Source organism: Pseudomonas sp. CM25 (genome assembly GCF_013179705.1).
In the GTDB taxonomy this organism is placed as follows: Bacteria; Pseudomonadota; Gammaproteobacteria; order Pseudomonadales; family Pseudomonadaceae; genus Aquipseudomonas.
Window position 1 is genome coordinate 30,270 of record NZ_JABMCW010000006.1, and the last position, 17,464, is coordinate 47,733.

Consider the following 17,464-nt stretch of genomic DNA (forward strand, 5'->3'; position numbering starts at 1 on the left):
TCAAGCATCCTCAGGTGCAAAGTTGTCGTCATCCGCGTAGACACGCGCGTCGTAGTTGACCGCCTCCATATCCGCCGAGTAATCACCCGGCTCGATGGATGTGATGAGGACCGGGTAGCACCACCTGTTCGAGACGCCGAACAGCAAGTGCGGCGGCTCAATCTTCAGGGAAAGATCCGGTTCGAAATCAATCGTCGGGATGATTACTCTGTAGTCGTCCAGGCGCGCTGCAGCCCATGGCCCGCTAACAGAGCCATCAGGCCTGCGAACTGCGAGCACATGGGTCTTCCCGGCCTCCCAAGTGAACGGCTCGCTGCTTTCTACGATCACCGGCCCCTCTCCATGGGAACAATCAACCATTACCGCGGACTGGGCGTACCCCGGAATGTCATCTGCAACAGCGTCATAGCTGAGGTAACCGCTATTGAGCGCCGAGAGCTCGGTGCTCCAGCTGTAGCTTTTGGTCTGGTAGACCTGCGCCCGGCGCTGCCGCATGCCATACCGCCAGGCACGATCGCGGTCAGTGACGCCATCGAGCGTGATTTCCTCGACTCTGATGAATGCATCACCGTCCAGCTTGCACTTCACCGTTTCTTCCGCCCAGGTGTTCCCGTCCCGGTACTTGATAAGCACCCCGTCGTAGTCATCCGGTGCCGGCAGTGTGAACGCACGCTTCAAGGAACTGCTCATGTTCTGCGGCGTGTACATCTTGCCGATCTGGGTGCGCAGCTCATCGCGCACGGGCGTGATCCGTCCGCGCTCAAGCGTGAACTTCGCAAACCCGGCCTTCAACGCATCGTTCAGGGCGTCCTTGACCGTGCCTGCTTCCTCTACTGCGAAGTCGAAGTAGTCCCCCCGACTTTGCCAAGTAGCCCCGTGGCGCACAAACTCTTCGATATCCAGATCGTCGTCAGTGGCGCCCGCATCCTCCGCGACGTAGTGAACCCAGGGTGCGATGTCCCTGGTAGCTGTCGGCGCGGACCAGGTGCCATCGACCAGCACCGGCAGCTTCCGCGTGCCAATCACTGATACCTGACTCTCGGACTGCGCTGACAGCTTGGTACCGCCCCGGGCATACACAGCGATCACCGTCACGCCGGGATAGCGCAACGGCGCCTTGTCGATTCTGGCGCGCATGCCATACCACTGCACACGGTCCTGCTTGGTGTTGGCAGTGGACTCTTCGCCGATTCGTCGAACCCGGATCTCCCCGCGCATGTACGAGGGGAATGTGATTGTTCGGGTAAAGGCAATCTGGTCACGGCGGGTCGCTGTAAAAGTCCAAAATACCGGGGTCCAAGCCCCGGCAGTGCTGACATCGCGATACTGCGCCTCGACCTTCACGCTGACCTGCCGCTGGTTGCCGTTCTTCTCGGTGTAGCGGATCAGGCCGCTCGGGAAGAAGAAGTCCAGCTCCACCCGGCGTACAGTCTCGCCTTCCGGGCAGACCACGAATGACCCCGCCCAGTCGCCTTCAGTGGTTGAGCCGTCCAACACAGCGCTCACGCCATTGCTCTGGATCGCGTCGAACCCATCCCATTCATCGTCAACTGCACCGGTGTCGGTCAGCCGAACAACCGTGATCGCTGAGGGGCCGTGGCTCTCGTCCTCTGGGGTCTCGTCGTCATCTTCTGCGGAGTCGTCCGAAACTTCCGTGATCCGGTAGCGCATGTCGCGATATCCGATCGAGGAAAGCAATTCACCGGTTTGCAGGCCGACAGCTGGAGCGCCACCATCGTACGCCATGGTCATCCAGGCATACTGCCCCTCCGTTGCTGCCTCTGACTTCACCCCCGTCGCAAACACGGGGCTCGCCCCCAGAATGTCGACGACAGCGCCGGCTACTGTCAGGCCAGTACCGGTGAACGGCGCGGCCTTCTCAGCAATCCTCAAACGATCACTGGATGCGCTGGCCACCAACGGCGTGCCGGCCAATGCAGCGTTCACCGCAGTTACCAGGCCAGTCAGGTCGGTGGTGGCAGTGGTCAGGGAAATGGGAAAATCGCTGGTACCGCGAGAAACCGTAAAGCTCAGTGGCGTCACATTGAAGTCGAATCGCGTCGGCGCTGCACTACCGGTGACCATCGAGGCGCTACCGGGCACTGCCGGCGTGCCTGGCACTTCTGGCGTATAGCTGGCCACCACGTATTCGCCCGCGTTAGCACCCGAAATCTCGATGCGCATACCTACGAACGGCAGGAGCATGGGCAGATGCGGGCCGCTGACTACAGTCGCACTGCCATCAACCGGCGCGGCGAACGTGTACGGGTACGGTACCTCGATGCGAGCGATCATTCCGCTGTCCCAACCGAGCGGGAACCAGCCAGCACCCTCCGGAACGGTCAGCACATGATCGGCAACCAGCACCGATTCGCCCGTAAACTGCTGAGCAACGGTGGTGGTGGTCGTGAGCGTGAGTCCCGCCCCGCCGGTGCTGGTTGAACCAACCTCGGTAGAGTTGTGCCACCAGAGCCGGGCCGGCTCATCGGCCAGCGACTCGCCTGGGCCATAGATCCGGTATCGCGCGGTGCTACCGAGCGAAGCGATCGGAGTGTCGCCGATCTTCACGTCGGTGGGGTTGATCTCAAACTCACCAACGCCAATGCACAGCAGCATCTCCACCCACTGCTCCGTCTCGTTGACGAAGTAGTGCCGAGGCGGCACCAGGTAGTCGGGGAAGATCCGCGTGCGGCCGGCGACTTCCCGGATTATGTCACCCACCTTGACCTGGTTGCCGGTGGTCTTCGCCAAGTTAAGGCTCTGGCCCTTTTGCGACTTGTTCGTTGGGGTGGTCAGCGGCTTCTGCGTGAGCATGATGACGCCGACCGCCACCACGGCGGCCACTACGGCCCACACAGCGACCTCAAGGCCGGTGCCCTTAGGCTCCGGGTAGATGCGGACGGTGTCCATTGGGGAAAACTCGACCTTGCCCCAATGGGCAGGTGCAATGAAGACCCCGTTCACCTCAATGCTGATGGGCGGCGATGAGCGCGGCATATACCCTGGCACATTGCGCTGCAGCCACCCCTCGATCGTCATCACCTTGTCGGTTCTGTGGCGCTCCAGGGGAGAGCCCTCAAGCTTGCTCGGGTAGAATTCGATCACGGTGATAACTCACTTTCAGGTACTGGTCTTGAAATCGCCGAAGCGGCTTGATGGTCGCCCCGCTGGGCTTCATCTCCAGGCCGTGCAACCGGCCTTCGGCCTCGACGATCAGCGCAACGTGGATGCAGATATCACCCCGCCAAACGCAGGCGATAGCGCCCACCTCCGGCGCACAGCGCTCCATGCCCGCGGCTTCGTGGTTGACTGCCCGGGTGAACTCCATCGGCATGGTGTTTCGGACATAACCCCAGCTGGGTAGCAGCCGCAAGCCGTACACCTCATGACGCACTGCCCTGGCCATCCCCCAGCAATCGAAGCGCGTAGGGCCGCGCCCTCCATCCTCGTAGGTGGCGGTCAAATAGCTGTCGAACATTTCTGCGCCCAATAAAAAGCCCAGCTAAAAAGCTGGGCTTGTTTGCAGTTAACCGCTTTAGGCTCTGGATGAACACCCAGGCTGGCTCTGGTCGATGATCAGGTCACCCTCGACTCGGTAGCCGATCATGCCGAAAATGAACGAATGATTTACCGACGACATAACCACATCGCTCAAGCCGACAGCACACCGGTCTTTCTGAATCGCATCGTCCATGGCTGTCTTGATGTTTGGGAAGCCAAGCGGGAAAAGAATCACGGGATAGTTATCCTCGCCGATCACACGCTTACCTTTCACAAACTTCGAAGAGTTCAGATTGTAGTTTTTAGTGCTTGCGACAGTCATGTCCGCAACTCGTACAGTACAGCCAGATGCCAACACGGCCCCCATCAATGCAGCAATTACCGCTTTTTTCATGTTTGACTCCGCTTGAAAGGCCGCGACTATAGCAAAAGGCCTTCACGTGAGGCATCGACAGATCACACGTACCTAAGGCAGGGGGAGAAATTCAAGGTGTACTTGCGCCTTGGCCAGGCCAAGTTGATGTAGTCGGAGTAACCAGCCTGAAGCTGCACGCTAGCCCCCTCCATGAAACCGCTGAGCACGGTCATCCGGTACGGTTTCTCCGCAGGTGCGGATAAGTCGGACGATAGGAAAATCCGGAACACCAAGGTGATCTTCTGCCGGGCCTCCAGCGCCTGGTCGATCAGTTGCTGAGCTACGCCGGTGACGTTGTCGATGGCAAAGGTCAGCGTTTGGCTGCCGCTGTCGTCACGCTTTGGCAGGGCGGCATCAAAGGCCGACGCAGTGAACTTCACCTTGGCGCCTGTTTCGAGCGTGGCCACGATATCATCGAAGCCAGCACAGAGGTAAATCGGCGCCGACCACGCTGGGCAGCGAAGCTCAAGGGTCGGAATGATCCACGCCTTGCCGCCAGAGGCGTACAGCGTTGCAATCGCAGTCATCGGCCTATCCTTTTCGCTCCGTAGTACTGTTCGTGTGCCTTGGCAAGCGCCCCGCCCTGCCGGATGTTAGCCACGCACAAATCAATGATCTGGCGACCATCCGGGCCCGTTGACATCTGAACCTGCCCCGCGCGACTGGCATCCTCATAAAGATTGACCTGTGGAGCAGACTGAGCCGGCGCAGTCCCGCCTGAGGCCGATGAGTCAGCAGTGGGCGCCGAAGAACTGCCGGGGCCGCCAATGAAAGCAGCGCGGCCATCGCTGATGGCCTCCAGCGTGCCAACCCCGATACGAGCAGTAGCCTCGGCATCGAATACGTACTCGCCGCGGTGCACCGGGCCGGCGACCTCATCTTTACGGCCGTGCCCCGTGTAGCCGCCATCCATGAACCCCACACCCGACATCGCGGTCATTCCCACGGCCGAGGCCAGCGGGTTGGCGATGGTGAGCGCAGTAGCCATTGCACCAGGTGCAAGGGCCGGACCTACGATCGGGATTGCCGCAGTGGAAGCGAAAGCAGCCAGGCCGGCCTGCAACGCAGTCGCCTGGGCATTTGCCGCCATCATTCCTGCGGCGCTCGCCTGAGTGGTCTTGCCGACAAGGAGCTGAACGCCCTGGTAAATGAGCCACTGTGCGGCCATATCAGCCAGCGCATTGAGCACCGACTCAGCAAAGCCACCGATCATGTTGCCCAGAGCATCGCCAGCACTTTCAGTCTCGGTGGCAACATCGGTCATGAAGGTGCTCAGTTCGCTTCGGGCACTTCCCAAGATGTTTGTCGTGGCATCGGCGGCCTGGGCGGAGTAGTTCTGCGCATCATCAGCGAAGTTTGCCCAGGCCTCATGGACACCATTCATCCAGTTGGACTGCTGCTCATCAATCGCAGCATAGTAATTCGCCTGGTTCTCTAGCTGCTTGTCCAACTCCTGCTTCAGGATCTTGGTTTCGCCAGCGACCAGTTCCGGGCTTACCTGCCCGGTATTGGCCTGCTCATTCAGCGCCTTCAAGTCGGCTACATACTTCTGCCGCAGCGCCAGTTCGGCCCGCATGCGATCACGCGCCTTATCGCCCGACCCAACTCCGGAGAGCTCCTGCGCAAACCCATCAGCCTGGGTCTTGGTTCCAGCCTCCTGGGTAGCTTTGAAGGCGCTGAGCTTCAACGCGTCTTCATTGGCCTTCTTGATCTTGTTGAGACCATCCAGTTCAGCAGCTAGCTCAAGTAGGCGTTTCTGCTGGGCCTTGGAGAGGTTGCCGAGCTTGCCCTCCTGCAACTCGAAGGACAGCTTGGCAACCTCGGTGGCGTCCTTCTGCTTGTCGCCAGTGGTGTTGATCAGCTCGATCTGGCGCTTGTAGCCTTCCTCGGTCGTGTCGAAATCTTTCAGCTGCTTCTTCGTGGCCTGGTCTGATTTGGACTCGCCATCGCGCTTGGACTTGTTCGCCCTCTCGTTGGCTTTCTTCTGCGCCTCGATGGCATTTGCAAAAGAGAGAGCGGCCAGGCGATCCGCCTCAGTCAGATCAGTGTGCTCGGCAAGGTACCGGTTAACGACTTTGATCATGTCGCCGTTGTCTTGCAGGCCAGCCAACTGCTTCTGCAAGGTATCGAGGTAGGTCTGGCCGGCAGTGCTCATGCCCAACTTCGCGGCGTTATTCGCCTGAGTCGACGCCGTGTTGTCGTTCGTGGCTCCGGTCAGTACGCGAAGCGTATCGGCGATCCGAGAGGAAGTTTCATCGGCATTACCCACGGCTCGCGCCTGGGTTATCCATTGCTGCAGTGTGCCCTCAGGAACTTTCAGCCGCTCTCCAACTTCCTGAAGTATTGGAGACAGGCCATCACCTGCCTTCCGCGCTTCATTCAAGCGGTCGATCACCGATTGATATTCGGTCAGCTGCTTTCCGTACATCCCCCCAGAGTCTCGGGCCGGCGCCGTTACCGTGGCCCTTCGGATTGATTGCGCCAGAGAGCCGTACGCGTCTTGGACTTCTTCAGCAGCCTTTACCTGCCTCTGCTTCCAATCCACCAGAGCCGCGGCGCGCTGGTCCCGGTTGAGCTTCTGGAACTCCTCCCGCAGTTGGGATACGGGCTTTTGCATGTCCTCCAGGCTGACCCCAGCCTTATCCGCATTGTCGCGAAGCAGGAGGAAACTTGCCGCCGCGGTGCCGGCGAGAATCGCCAACCCCATGGGTCCGCCCAGGCCGGCAAGGAGACCGGCCGAAGCGGCCTTCAATCCAGACTGAGCTGTTGCTACTGCAGTAGTTGCAGCGGCCTCCTTTGTCCGCGCCGTTGCAAGCTGAAGGGACATTTGGGTCTGAACTGCGGTACCGCGCGCCGCAATAGCCTCCCGCTCAGCAAGAATGGTGGCAGTCTGAGCTTTCCGTTGATCCGCTATCGCCGCCTGCAGTGTTGCCTCAGCCTGGGCAATGCGCGCAACACGGTCAGCCCGCGCGGCCTGCACGGCCAGCCCGGTTTTCGCAACGTAGTTGGTCAGCGCAGCAGCACCGACGCCGCCCATGGCCACGGCCACCAGATCCACGTTGTCAGCCAGCGCAATCAGCACGCTCGCAAAGCCAGCGACTATGCCGGTTTGCTCTTCCATGCCGCCCACGAATACCTGAATAGCGTTGCTGATGTTCACCATCGCGTCCTGCACGCTGGTGGACATTTCAGCCGCAGCCTTGCGGTTGACCTCCACATTGCTCAGCAGGCCGGTATTAATGTAATCGAGCGACAGCTTGCCCTCGACTCCGAGCTTTCGGATTTCCTCGGCGCTCTTGCCGGTGGCGGTGGCAATCGCAGTGACGATGGTCGGCATGGCGTCCTGAATGGACACCCAGCCATCCGCCTCGACCTTGCCGGTCTGCAGGGCCTTCGAGTAGGCATCCAGCGCGGAGCCGGCTTTGTCGGCAGCGGCGGCGTTGGTCACCAGCAGGAAGCTGAAGCTGTCGGTGATGTCGAGCGTCTGCTGAGTGTTGAAGCCCAGGCTGCGCATTACGTCCGCAGTGCGGATGTAAAGCTCTTGGGCTTCAGCCAGAGGCCGATAGGTTTCTTGGGCAGTTTGCAGCAGGTGTTCCTGGACCAGCTGGTACTCGCCTGCACTACCGGCGGCAGCCTTCATCCGGTCAGACATCTGCCCGTAGGCGTCGACTTGCTGAATGATTCCGCCGATCAGGCCGGCTCCAGCCACGGCCGCGAAAGCACCACGAACGAGAGTACCGGCTTGCTGCGCTGCGGCGCCTGCCCGATCAAATGCGGAGTCGACCTTAGCCAAACTCTGATCGATCGCCTGGGATGACCGAGCGACCAACTGATCAGCATTGGCCAACTCTCGACGCAGCTGAGCCGTGGTCGCCTCAATCTGGACCAGCATCCCTTGGACCTGTTGGTCGGCCATGTAATTCTCCAGAACGAAAAAACCCGCCGGAGCGGGTATTGAGCTATGCGCTGCGGCCCGTCAGCGCCTGTCGCAGCTTGTCGGCCACTGCTGAGGCGCTGGGTTTCGGCTTGGCCCCTTGCGCCTTTCCTTTGCCGAAGGGGTTGGTCATCTGCGACCACTCGAGCCTGGCATCCAGCGCCATGAACAGTTCGGGCAGCGGTGTTCGCCAGGCCACATCTGGCTGCCAGCCAAGCCAGCCTGTTGCGATTGAGTACAGCCGGTCGACGTAACTCCCGTCCTCAATGACGCTTATGCCGCCCCGGCTTGTTCGTTTCCCGCATCTTTGCCGCGCGGGTTGTACAGCGCGACCAGGTAGGCGTTCAGCTGTGTCGACACATCAAGAACGCCGTGCTGCCAAACTTGCTCTGGCACTGCCTTAGCGGCCTTCTCGTCAAGGCCGGCACCGGCCACCAGGATGGCAGCGCAACCGTCGACGCTGAGCGAGTTGATCGCCTGGGAAGCACCGCGCAGGCCGCCAAAGCGGCTCTCGATCGCCCGCACAGCCTTCAGGGTTGGGGTAAGGGTGAACACTTCGTCACCCAGGTTGACGGTAACGGTACCGTGCAGCGTGTTGTTCATGGATCAGGTCCTGTGAGGCCGGGGCCGAAGCCCCGGATGCTTATGGGGTGACAGGGGCCGGCAGCAGCTCGAGGATTTCCGAGTTGATGCCAAAGGTGATGTTGCGGCGCACCACGTTGTCAGCAGCGCCGGCTGCAACGGTGTTGTTCATCACCTTCGCGCGGTAGTAGAACGTGGTCGGGCTGATTGCTGGGGAAGCATCAGGGTCGCCGTCGTTGAGGGTGACCTTGATGTTGTAATCCCCCTTGCTGCGATCCTTGTGAGCGGTCTTTACGGCGTTCTGGCCAGCATCCCCGTTATCCAGGCCCACGGTCATGGTCATGTCGCCGGCGTCAGCCGTACCCTTGTACTTGCGCACACGGCCGTCCTCGAGCGACGTGAAGGTCACGCTGCTGAAGGTGTCGCCAAACTCGCCGAGGTCTTCGATTTCACCAACACGCACATAGGTGTCGGCCTCGTACTCAGTTTTGGTAGTCGCCCCGGTCTTGCTGCCAATGAAGAGGCGGCAGCCAGCGGCTGTATTGAGGTTGTCTTCTGCGGGCATGGGTAATCCTCCAAAGCCACGTCGGATAGAAGCCGCAGCGCGGCCAGTGGGTGATTCAGTGGGTGGTGATTACACGGACGGTAATCGAGCCCTGGTAGGTGATGCCGTCGGCGTCGCGCTGGGCGTCGGCCTGCTCAACCCGGACGGAAACCGCGCGGCCGACTTCCAGTGGCAACCGGCGCTCATCTAAGGCGGCAATAACCTCGCCGTTGATGCGCTTGACCTCGGCCTGGCCAAGCGCATCGGACCAGACCGACAGGTACAGCAGGCGAGTTTCGCGCTTGCGGCCAGAGATTGGGCTGCTGTTGACCGATACCTCCCGGTCGATGGACACATACGGCATATCCGCATTCAATGGCGCACCGTCGTAGATCGGGCAACTCACCTCAGCTTGAAGCCTGGCGAAGATGGCCTCCTGCAGGGCTAGCGATGGATCAGCCATTGCCTACCCCCTGGCTTGCCTTGCGGAGCGTGCGGCGCACTGCCACTTCGATATCGGCCATCACGTACTCGCGGTTCACGTCCATCGAGGGGCGCAGCCACGGGTGCGCTGGCCTAGCCGGAATATCCGGGTACTTACCGAAGAAGTGCTGACCATCGGACTTGTTCTTGACCGCGCGCTGCCGTATGGCGTTGCGGCGCCCCCTGAGCTGCATCGTGTCGCGGTTCTTGGTATGCACACCGCCTACAGCATTGCGGTCGGCCCTCTGGTAGATCTTGCCCGAATAGCCCTTGGTCCCGTACTCGATGAAGCGCAAGTAGAAGAAGCGTCGGTTATCGCGCTTACCGCGAATGCCGATCTGCGCATCCAAGCCGCTAGGAGCGACATAGATTTTCAGCGCGGCGGCGGCGGCTCCTGTGTCCTTCGGCATCAACTGCTGCTGCGTGGCCAGGACACGCTCAGCCGCGTTGCGCATGGCCGGCGTCAGCTCGTTGTCCATGGTCTTGTGGATGTTGCGCAGCGTTCGCCGAAGGCGGATATCACCGCGCATCTTCGAGCGGCGGGCCATAAGCTACTCCTTGGCTTGGGCGGGCTTCGCGGGCTTTTCGGTTGCGGCCGGCTGATCTTTGATTTCCACCGCGTAGCCACGGGCGATCAGGCCTTCGCCATATTCCTTCTTCACGTCAAAGATTTCGCCCTTCTCGCGCTCGCCAGACGCACCGGTCAGCGGGCCCAATGCTTGGATTTTCATGATTGACCTCATGGGTTGGGTACCGATGAGCACAGTAGCCGCATCAGTGTGTGCTCATTGTCAGGCAATACAGCCTCGACCCTGTAAGTGACCCCGCGCCGGGTGACTCGCCAGCCGGCAGCAATGTCGGCGCGCGGCCTGGCGATGATCTCGGCAGATACGACGGCCTCAAGCTTTTCAGCAATAGGCGCTACCCGACCACTGGGCGTCCGTATTTCTCCCCACATTTCGGGGCGAACTGCGGGCAGCCAAGTCACCGTGGCGCCCCCGGACTTATTGCGCTCCTCGTGCGGGAACGTCACCTGAAAACGGTGGCGTAGCGGACCGGCTCTCATACGCCCCACCCAATACGATGAGGGGTCAGGAGCGCCACCGAGCCTTTCGGCAACTCGGTGGCAATGGTCCCGATTACAACGTCCTCACGGTTCGCGTACAGGTGGCCGAGGATCAGCAAACAGGCAGCGTTGATCTGCTTGTTGCTGACCATGGGAGAGTCGCCAGCCTCGCCGGAAGCGATTGCCTCATCCAGCGCCTGCTGATCGGCATAAAAGCGGCGGTTCAGATAGTCCATCGCCTGCCCTTCCGCCGCCTCGATCAGGAGCTCCAGGTATTCGTCAGCATCGTCGGGGTCCCGGAGATGATGCCGAGCGATGGACATGCTGATAACCGACATCATCTACTCCTTCAGCGGCTCAAGTGATGCCAATTTCCGCTGCACCAGATCCTCAGCATGGCGGCGGGCTACCGTGTACGCTGGACCGCCGCGACGGCGAAGCTCGCCTTCATCCATGTACGACCGCAGCGGATAAATCTGAAGAGTCGCTGGATTGAGGTTTGCCGCGACCTGATCGCCTTCGGCCAACGGATCAGTATCGAGGCCGCTATCAGTTAAGTCTGAAGCTACTTGGCTCGCGCCTTCGGATGCCGCGGCGCCACTAACGGAGACATCAGCACCGGCACCCTGGTCGGGCTCAATTACATCCACTCCAGAGCCCGCGGTTGCTTGTCCTTCTCGTGTCACTTGGCCTGAGCCTTCCGCTGAACCTAAAGCAGCTGCAGGAGCCCCCGCCTCACCTTGTTCTGGCGCGAGTGCAGCGTTAGGTGATGGAGAAGAGCCGGAGCCTTCAGTCCGGCCGGTGCTGAATTCAGTGGCCTCGGCAGGGTCTTTCGCCTCAACCGGGGTAGCGGGTGTTTCCTGTTTACGTGCCATCGGAGTACTCCAATAGGGCGCCATTGCTGACGCCACATTACGAAGAGTTAAGGCGTGCCGGTCAGCTGGCCGGCCACAAAGGCCTCTTCGCGGTAAATGGCGAAGGCCAGACGCTCTTCAGCACGGATCGTCGCCATGTTCTTCTCGAAGTCGTCGCTGTTCTCGGTCGAGATCAGCACTTCGATTTCCATCCGGTCGAAGATCTGCGCGCCGAGCTTGAACGCGCCGACGAGGAAGTCGTCTTGGGTCATGGCCTGGGTAGAAACCACAGGGCGATTCCAGAGTTTCGCGTTGGTGCCTTCCTGAGGCTGGCCGATGATGTAGCGGCCTTCCCCGTCCTTGGTCAGCTCAATGGCCGCCCAGTCGATCGGGTTGAGCACGATGCCGTCGGATGGGAACTCGGCCAGTTCGGCCTGCAGCAGCGCCAGGCGCAGGCGATCAATGCGCTGCTCGCCCACCACAGCTACGCCAGCCGGGGCGGCGTACAGTTGCGCAACGGTCATGAGGCCCTGCAGGTTCACGCCGGTGCCGTTGCCATAAAGCAACTGAGCTTCTTCCGCCATGTTGAGGCCGTACCGTGCCCGACCGTCGATATAGCTCTGCAGGGCTTTGGCATCGTCCAGCATCTGCCGGCTGGCTTTGAACAGATGGGCGATGGTCCGCACATTCGCAGTGGCCAGGCCAAAGGTCAGGTCGGAGTAAGGCTTGGCGGTGGTCTCCGCCACAGTACGGGCGTTGTTGGTGAAGCCGGTTTCACGGACGTACTCGATGGAGTTCGATTCGGTGGTGCCCGGCGCGACCAGGTCGCGGACGGTCAGTCGGCGTTGCGGCGGAGCAATGATCCCCGGCAAGCGCTGAGTCTGAACCAGGTCACCGCCGGTTGCGGTGGTGATCGCCGCGCGCGGCACGGAGACACGACGAGAGCCGCGGAAGGACGAATTCATGTCCTTCATTTCTTCGCTTTCGATCACGAGCGCGCCAACCGACTTGTGGGGCTCTTCCTGATGGTTGCGATCGCGACTGGCGTTCACGAGCTTCTGCTCGGCCTCGCCCAGGCGCGCCTGAAGCTCGCCCTGCTTGGTCAGAAGTTCATCGACCTTGGCGCGGGTTTCGGTATTCATTTCACCGGAGGCCTTGATTTGCTTCTCGGTGGCCTCGGCCTGGCTTTTGATCTGATCGCCAATGCCCTTGAGGCTGGCGTTGAGTTCCTTGACTTGGGCTTCAAAGTCCATGGTCACTTTCCTTTCAGAGAATTGAGGATGTTGGTTGCCGCGCTCAGAGAGGCGGAGAGGTCTGGCGCGACAGCGCGAGGCTTATCGGGCGGGGCAGCGTTATGCGTACCCCCGCCGGCAGCGCGAGGCATGCCGGACTTGAAATTGGCGAACAGTTCGCGGCGCTCGGAGCGAGTCATGCCACCTTTGGCCAGGGCTACATCCATGGCCTTGAGCGCATTGGCCTGGGCGGCGTCTTCGGTTTCGCGCTCGGTGACCTCTGTCGAGGACAACAGCCCGGTGGCCAGGCCAAGCTCCACCGCACGCTTGCCGCGGATGTAGGTTTCGTCATCCATCAATTCGGCCATATCTTCAACAGGCTGCCCGCTGGTCTCGGCGTAGAGGTCGGCCATCGCGGCATCGAACTCTTCCATGTCGTCGGCGATGTCGCGCAGGTAGTGGCGATTGCCGGCGAGCCAGGTCCAGCAGTTGTGGATCATGAGGAAGGCGCTGCTGGCTACCTCACGCTTTTTTCCGGCCAGGAAAACAATCGAAGCAGCGCTGGCCGCCATCCCGAGCACCTTGGTGGTGACCTGGTGACTGTGTTCTTGGAGGCGGTGGTAAATGGCGATGCCTTCGAACATGTCGCCGCCCGGCGAGTTGATGTAAACGGTCACGTCGCGCTCGCCGATGGCCCGCAAGGCGGCATCGATTCGTTTCAGCGTGACGCCTTCGCCGTACCAGTCTTCGCCAATCACGCCGTACACCGTGATGGTGTCAGAGGTGTTCTCAACGGCCGCCTGGATCGCGGGGTTCCATTTCTCGAGCGCGCGCGGGCTCATCTCGCTGCGCAGGCCGCGAGACTGGATCTTGTGTTTCATGGATGACTCCCGAGATTTACTTTTCCGGCTGTTGTAGCCAGTTCATCAGTGCGGCCCTTGCGGCCTGACCATCGTTTTGCTTACCCAGCTGGTCCAGCGGCACCAGGTTCGACTGCACGGTCAGTACATCGCCACCAGGCATGCTTGGAAGGTTCTCTTTCCGCCGCCCCTCGTTTCGAGTCAGGTAGCCGTTCTGCCCCATCGTGCTGAGATAGGCCGCACGGCCTGCGCTATCCGCACGCAGGAATGCTTCAAGCGAGTACTCGGCATAGAACTTGATCCGGTCAACGGCCGTCATGCACCACTTGTTCACGCATTGCTCGATTGGCGCAGTGAAGGACATGATGCAGTAGGTGAGAAACGCGATCTGTTGCTGCTCCAGGCCTGTGCCCCAGTTGCTTCCCTTATCGGTCTTCATCACCATCCAGGGTGGGACGCCGAACCATCGACAGATCTCCTCGATGCTATGCCCTCTCGACTCCAGCAACTGGGCATCGGCGGGGTTGATGCCGATCATCTCCGGCTTCACACCCTGCTCAAGCACAGGGCTCTTGCCGGCATTTAACGCCCCGGAAATCGTCTTCACGTACTCACGAAACTCAACGCGCTGGGCTGGGTTGAGCGTCTTGTCCACCGAAAACGCCACCGTGGGCATCATGCCGTTGCGGAAGGTGCTGTTGGCGGCATCGTCTGCAGACATCGCCGAACCGAATACATCCGCGCCGTAGCGAATAGCAGAAAGCCCGACTCGGCCATCCAGGGTAAAGGCTGGGATGTGCAGCATGTCCTGCCGCTGGATCTCTCGCCTGGCCCCCTTTCGGGGCCTGAAGAAATACCTCAGCCGGCCATCGTCGTCGAACTCAAGGTCGACCCGGGACGGCATCAGGAAGTCCAGCGCAATCACGCGACCTGCAGAGCGGTGAATCTCGCAGTAAGCGTTCCCCCACAGCAACATCGAGGCAACGACTGCCTGCCAGAAATGGAATGCGGCCATATCTTCGTTGGGGCTGGTGTGCACCACGTCGTACAGCGGGAAGTCCCGAGCGCTCTCGCGACTGCCATCTGGCATACGCCGGTAGATGCTCAACGGCAAGCCAGCTACCGAGGTCGAGATAATCCGAACGCACGCCCACACGGTGGACAGGCGCATGGCCTTATCGACACTGACTGACTTACCACTGCTGGACTGAGCGCCGTTAAAGGCACTCCAAAAACCTCCATCCGACAGCTTGATAGTCTTGCCCAGCCATTCACTCATACTGGCTGAAGGCTTGGCAGCAGCAGCCCCCAATGCCTGCGATAGGGTTTTAATCACTGACAAGCCCTCTACGGATGAAGCCAGCGATGCAGAAGAAGCTCAGTGATCCCGCCAGCAAAGCCCAGCCTGTACCAGCCAGCATCCAGACCCCGCCGCATGCCAGGCAGAAAGCGACCACTGCACAGGCGATGAAAATATGAAATGCGTTCATGCGATGAGTGGATCCCGAATGCCTGCCATGAAATTGTCCATTCCGCCCCTGCCTTCTGGATTAAGGCTCAGTAGCGAAACGGCGTTGAATGTAGCCATAAGCGGGTCAATCTTTGCGGTGCCCGATGCTTGCTTGGTGATCAAGAAGGCGTTGGCTGAAGGCACGCCCTTGGCATTCCCGCAGGACCAGGCCATGAGCGGCTGACCACAATGGAGCAGCGTGCCCTCGGCAAGCTTGCGTTCCGTCGTTTTGATTGCACCGGTGAGCTTCCAACCTTGCGAGATGCCCACGATCTTGTCTTCCTCAACGCCAGCATCCGCAAGCGCGTCGAGTACTGCCCCGATGCCGGCCGGGTCGAGGCCAACTTTGTCGAGTAGGCCGGTGTCATTGACGCGGGCAACGATGGCCGCAAATTGCTCAACGTCATCACCGATGCGCTCCACGATGGTGATGTCGCCGGCCTTTTCTAGGTCCCTCAACCGTGGCGCTTCTGACTTGCGGCGCTCCAGAACCGAAGGGTGCGCCCAGGCGTGAGCCCAGTGGAACCACCTGCGGCTTCCCGTCTCTCGCCCCATCACGGCAAGACCGAGCAAGTCATCAAGACCGCCGCCGTCACCGCCAACATCAATGACCTCGCATCGCGTGAGGATTTCGTCGAGGCTGAGCCACGCTGAAGCCTGGGCCTCCCAAAACTCAGCCCCGACCCAAGCGTCGGACATCAGCGCAAGGCCGATCTCGATGTTGAGGTGCTTGGCCAAGAAGCCGCGCAGCTCAGCCTCGCCGTCCAGTTCAGCCTGCATAAACAGGCGCTCAAGCGTAGGCCGGTCAACGGAGTAGTCGATGTTCGGATTGACCAGGTGGAAGTTCTCAGGCTTCCGCGCCTCGCCACTTTTGATCATCTCTTGAGAAAACTCATAGATGATCGGCAGGAAGCGGTTGTCGTCGATCCGGCCATCACGCACGCCGCGTGCGTAGTTGAGCTTGGAGCGGAACACGCCAGCCGGCGGCTCGTTCGACTGGGTCGTCAACCAGATGATGAAGCCCTCAGGTCGCGACAGCAGACCACCAGTGGCCTCGCGGATCATGTCGGCGGCTTTTGGGTTCTTGCCGAACAGCCACGCCTCATCGATCAGGACGCCGACCGCCTTCTTGCCGCCCACCACGTCGCTATCCGCAGCCACCACCTTCAAGGTGGCGCCGGTCTCGCGATGCGTGATCAGCCGCAGGTGCGGCTGGACATGCAGCAGCGCTTTCAGCTCATCGTCATTGTTGACCATGTCCTTGGCCGGGATGAACGAGTTGTCGGCAATCTCCTTGGTCGGCGCCAGGATGATGAACTCAGCCGAAAGACGCCAGTTGCGGATCAGTGCGGTCAGCATGATCCCTGCAGCAATCGTAGATTTACTGTTTTTCTTCGGGATGCAGAGCATCACCTCCCGAATTAGGCGCTCGCCGGTCTCGCTGTTGTAGCTCCCGAAGATGGCCCCGGCGAACGCCAGGACCCACGGTGCACAGGCGGCCTCAATGGTGGGACTGCCCGGGGCATCAACGATCTTCAGCCCCTTGAACACCTCGAGACCGGCTTCAGCTTCGTCTGGAAACAGCGGCTCAGGGATGATTGATTCGCCCGCAGCCAGGCACCTCCACCAGTCCGGGCAGGCTGTTGTCCATTGCATAGGTCAGTTCTTCACTACGGAGAGGGGCGGCTTGCCTTGTGAGTACTTGCCTTTACCAACCTGTTTGGCGGCCTCGGCCTTCTGCTCTTTCTTGCCCTGGTCGGCAACCTTGCCGTGCACATAGGGCATCAGCGTCTTGGCCGCTTCCAGCCGCATGCGAAGATCGGCGCTTTCGGCATTCATGAGCTCAGTGAGGAAGGCTCGCGGGTCGTCGGTTTCTGTGAGAGACACCTCGCCGGGCTGCGCGAATTCCGGCTGCTCAGCTTTAACTTTTCGCGCAGGTTTAACTTCGGTGCTGGTTGCCTGCTTTTGCTTCAGGCGCCGCCCGACCTCTGCGAGCACGTCGGGGTCCTTGGCTAGCTTGGAGCCCGCTTGCGACGCGGTCTTCTCCGAATATCCGGCAGCAATCGCCGCCTCACGATTTGAGGCCCCCGACAACAAAGCGTCAACAAACCGCCGCTTCTTGTCGGTTAAAGCCATGGTTAACTTTTCCTGAAACGGGAAAAAATGTGTACGTGGGGTCGGTGGCGGTCTAGCTAGATGAGAACCCCTAGCTTTTGACCCCCCTACCCCTTTACGGCACGTCACTGGCGTGCTTCTAAGCCGTCGCGCTGGGCTTCGGTGATCATCTGACGTATCAGCCTCCCAGCCCTACCGCCTCCTCGGCCTGCTTGACGGAGTCGTGGCAAGGCTTGCAGAGGCCCTGCCAGTTGGTCTGATCCCAGAAGAGAACCATGTCTCCACGGTGAGCAACGATGTGGTCGACAACCCGGGCCGCAGTAGTGCGGCCGTTCCGCTCGCAGTAGATGCACAGCGGGTTGTCACGA

At 60.6% G+C, this 17,464-nt stretch carries 20 protein-coding genes; all 20 read right to left on the bottom strand.

Annotated elements, in window-relative coordinates; genetic code table 11:
• Positions 1-3,105 (bottom strand): host specificity factor TipJ family phage tail protein, encoded by a 3,105-nt coding sequence (locus HP546_RS01415; protein ID WP_172218927.1) that lies wholly within the window; start codon positions 3,103-3,105, stop codon positions 1-3.
• Complete coding sequence (locus HP546_RS01420; protein ID WP_110160064.1) at positions 3,077-3,478, bottom strand: hypothetical protein; 402 nt, start codon at positions 3,476-3,478, stop codon at positions 3,077-3,079. The genes HP546_RS01415 and HP546_RS01420 overlap by 29 nt, the downstream gene beginning before the upstream one ends.
• Positions 3,479-3,535: 57 nt before the next feature.
• A complete protein-coding gene (locus HP546_RS01425) occupies positions 3,536-3,895 on the bottom strand; it encodes a hypothetical protein (protein WP_110160065.1) in 360 nt (119 codons plus the stop codon).
• 62 nt (positions 3,896-3,957) lie between these two features.
• Positions 3,958-4,443, bottom strand: a complete 486-nt coding sequence (locus tag HP546_RS01430) for a DUF1833 family protein (protein ID WP_110160066.1) — start codon at positions 4,441-4,443, stop codon at positions 3,958-3,960.
• On the bottom strand, positions 4,440-7,832 hold the full coding sequence (locus tag HP546_RS01435; protein ID WP_110160067.1) for a phage tail tape measure protein: 3,393 nt from the start codon (positions 7,830-7,832) through the stop codon (positions 4,440-4,442). The genes HP546_RS01430 and HP546_RS01435 overlap by 4 nt, the downstream gene beginning before the upstream one ends.
• Positions 7,833-7,875: 43 nt before the next feature.
• Entirely contained in the window at positions 7,876-8,016 is a 141-nt protein-coding gene (locus HP546_RS01440) for a hypothetical protein (protein WP_306124867.1), read from the bottom strand.
• 107 nt (positions 8,017-8,123) lie between these two features.
• Positions 8,124-8,453: a hypothetical protein gene (locus HP546_RS01445; protein ID WP_110160069.1), complete on the bottom strand. Its 330-nt coding sequence runs from the start codon at positions 8,451-8,453 to the stop codon at positions 8,124-8,126.
• A 40-nt stretch (positions 8,454-8,493) separates the two neighbouring features.
• Complete coding sequence (locus tag HP546_RS01450) at positions 8,494-8,997, bottom strand: hypothetical protein (protein ID WP_172218929.1); 504 nt, start codon at positions 8,995-8,997, stop codon at positions 8,494-8,496.
• Positions 8,998-9,052: 55 nt separating this feature from the next.
• Positions 9,053-9,439, bottom strand: a complete 387-nt coding sequence (locus HP546_RS01455) for a DUF3168 domain-containing protein (protein ID WP_085614999.1) — start codon at positions 9,437-9,439, stop codon at positions 9,053-9,055.
• Positions 9,432-10,007: a hypothetical protein gene (locus tag HP546_RS01460; RefSeq protein ID WP_076402807.1), complete on the bottom strand. Its 576-nt coding sequence runs from the start codon at positions 10,005-10,007 to the stop codon at positions 9,432-9,434. Before HP546_RS01460 ends, HP546_RS01455 begins: the two co-directional genes overlap by 8 nt.
• Positions 10,008-10,010: 3 nt before the next feature.
• Positions 10,011-10,190: a hypothetical protein gene (locus HP546_RS01465; protein ID WP_110160072.1), complete on the bottom strand. Its 180-nt coding sequence runs from the start codon at positions 10,188-10,190 to the stop codon at positions 10,011-10,013.
• 8 nt (positions 10,191-10,198) lie between these two features.
• Positions 10,199-10,525, bottom strand: a complete 327-nt coding sequence (locus HP546_RS01470) for a phage head closure protein (RefSeq protein WP_172218931.1) — start codon at positions 10,523-10,525, stop codon at positions 10,199-10,201.
• Positions 10,522-10,863, bottom strand: a complete 342-nt coding sequence (locus HP546_RS01475) for a head-tail connector protein (protein WP_088512191.1) — start codon at positions 10,861-10,863, stop codon at positions 10,522-10,524. Before HP546_RS01475 ends, HP546_RS01470 begins: the two co-directional genes overlap by 4 nt.
• A 3-nt stretch (positions 10,864-10,866) precedes the next feature.
• On the bottom strand, positions 10,867-11,400 hold the full coding sequence (locus HP546_RS01480) for a hypothetical protein (protein ID WP_172218933.1): 534 nt from the start codon (positions 11,398-11,400) through the stop codon (positions 10,867-10,869).
• 47 nt (positions 11,401-11,447) lie between these two features.
• Positions 11,448-12,632 (bottom strand): phage major capsid protein, encoded by a 1,185-nt coding sequence (locus HP546_RS01485; protein ID WP_172218935.1) that lies wholly within the window; start codon positions 12,630-12,632, stop codon positions 11,448-11,450.
• Positions 12,633-12,634: 2 nt separating this feature from the next.
• A complete protein-coding gene (locus tag HP546_RS01490; RefSeq protein ID WP_110160074.1) occupies positions 12,635-13,492 on the bottom strand; it encodes a head maturation protease, ClpP-related in 858 nt (285 codons plus the stop codon).
• Positions 13,493-13,508: 16 nt separating this feature from the next.
• Positions 13,509-14,807, bottom strand: coding sequence for a phage portal protein (locus HP546_RS01495; RefSeq protein ID WP_172218937.1), 1,299 nt, complete (start codon positions 14,805-14,807; stop codon positions 13,509-13,511).
• A gap of 150 nt (positions 14,808-14,957) precedes the next feature.
• Positions 14,958-16,637: a terminase large subunit gene (locus tag HP546_RS01500; RefSeq protein ID WP_172218939.1), complete on the bottom strand. Its 1,680-nt coding sequence runs from the start codon at positions 16,635-16,637 to the stop codon at positions 14,958-14,960.
• Between the two features lie 3 nt (positions 16,638-16,640).
• Positions 16,641-17,117 (bottom strand): terminase small subunit, encoded by a 477-nt coding sequence (locus HP546_RS01505; RefSeq protein ID WP_172218941.1) that lies wholly within the window; start codon positions 17,115-17,117, stop codon positions 16,641-16,643.
• A gap of 157 nt (positions 17,118-17,274) precedes the next feature.
• Positions 17,275-17,464, bottom strand: a 190-nt coding sequence (locus HP546_RS01510) for an HNH endonuclease (RefSeq protein ID WP_172218943.1), incomplete at its 5' end; no start/stop codon positions are given.

What these genes read in the sequence shown, in the direction of transcription:
- HP546_RS01440 (WP_306124867.1), bottom strand. Translation starts at nt 8,016, where the DNA reads ATGGCGCTGGATGCCAGGCTCGAGTGGTCGCAGATGACCAACCCCTTC.
- HP546_RS01420 (WP_110160064.1), bottom strand. Translation starts at nt 3,478, where the DNA reads ATGTTCGACAGCTATTTGACCGCCACCTACGAGGATGGAGGGCGCGGC.
- HP546_RS01505 (WP_172218941.1), bottom strand. Translation starts at nt 17,117, where the DNA reads ATGGCTTTAACCGACAAGAAGCGGCGGTTTGTTGACGCTTTGTTGTCG.
- HP546_RS01500 (WP_172218939.1), bottom strand. Translation starts at nt 16,637, where the DNA reads ATGCAATGGACAACAGCCTGCCCGGACTGGTGGAGGTGCCTGGCTGCG.
- HP546_RS01470 (WP_172218931.1), bottom strand. Translation starts at nt 10,525, where the DNA reads ATGAGAGCCGGTCCGCTACGCCACCGTTTTCAGGTGACGTTCCCGCAC.
- HP546_RS01445 (WP_110160069.1), bottom strand. Translation starts at nt 8,453, where the DNA reads ATGAACAACACGCTGCACGGTACCGTTACCGTCAACCTGGGTGACGAA.
- HP546_RS01460 (WP_076402807.1), bottom strand. Translation starts at nt 10,007, where the DNA reads ATGGCCCGCCGCTCGAAGATGCGCGGTGATATCCGCCTTCGGCGAACG.
- HP546_RS01425 (WP_110160065.1), bottom strand. Translation starts at nt 3,895, where the DNA reads ATGAAAAAAGCGGTAATTGCTGCATTGATGGGGGCCGTGTTGGCATCT.
- HP546_RS01485 (WP_172218935.1), bottom strand. Translation starts at nt 12,632, where the DNA reads ATGGACTTTGAAGCCCAAGTCAAGGAACTCAACGCCAGCCTCAAGGGC.
- HP546_RS01435 (WP_110160067.1), bottom strand. Translation starts at nt 7,832, where the DNA reads ATGGCCGACCAACAGGTCCAAGGGATGCTGGTCCAGATTGAGGCGACC.
- HP546_RS01480 (WP_172218933.1), bottom strand. Translation starts at nt 11,400, where the DNA reads ATGGCACGTAAACAGGAAACACCCGCTACCCCGGTTGAGGCGAAAGAC.
- HP546_RS01455 (WP_085614999.1), bottom strand. Translation starts at nt 9,439, where the DNA reads ATGGCTGATCCATCGCTAGCCCTGCAGGAGGCCATCTTCGCCAGGCTT.
- HP546_RS01465 (WP_110160072.1), bottom strand. Translation starts at nt 10,190, where the DNA reads ATGAAAATCCAAGCATTGGGCCCGCTGACCGGTGCGTCTGGCGAGCGC.
- HP546_RS01450 (WP_172218929.1), bottom strand. Translation starts at nt 8,997, where the DNA reads ATGCCCGCAGAAGACAACCTCAATACAGCCGCTGGCTGCCGCCTCTTC.
- HP546_RS01430 (WP_110160066.1), bottom strand. Translation starts at nt 4,443, where the DNA reads ATGACTGCGATTGCAACGCTGTACGCCTCTGGCGGCAAGGCGTGGATC.
- HP546_RS01475 (WP_088512191.1), bottom strand. Translation starts at nt 10,863, where the DNA reads ATGTCGGTTATCAGCATGTCCATCGCTCGGCATCATCTCCGGGACCCC.
- HP546_RS01490 (WP_110160074.1), bottom strand. Translation starts at nt 13,492, where the DNA reads ATGAAACACAAGATCCAGTCTCGCGGCCTGCGCAGCGAGATGAGCCCG.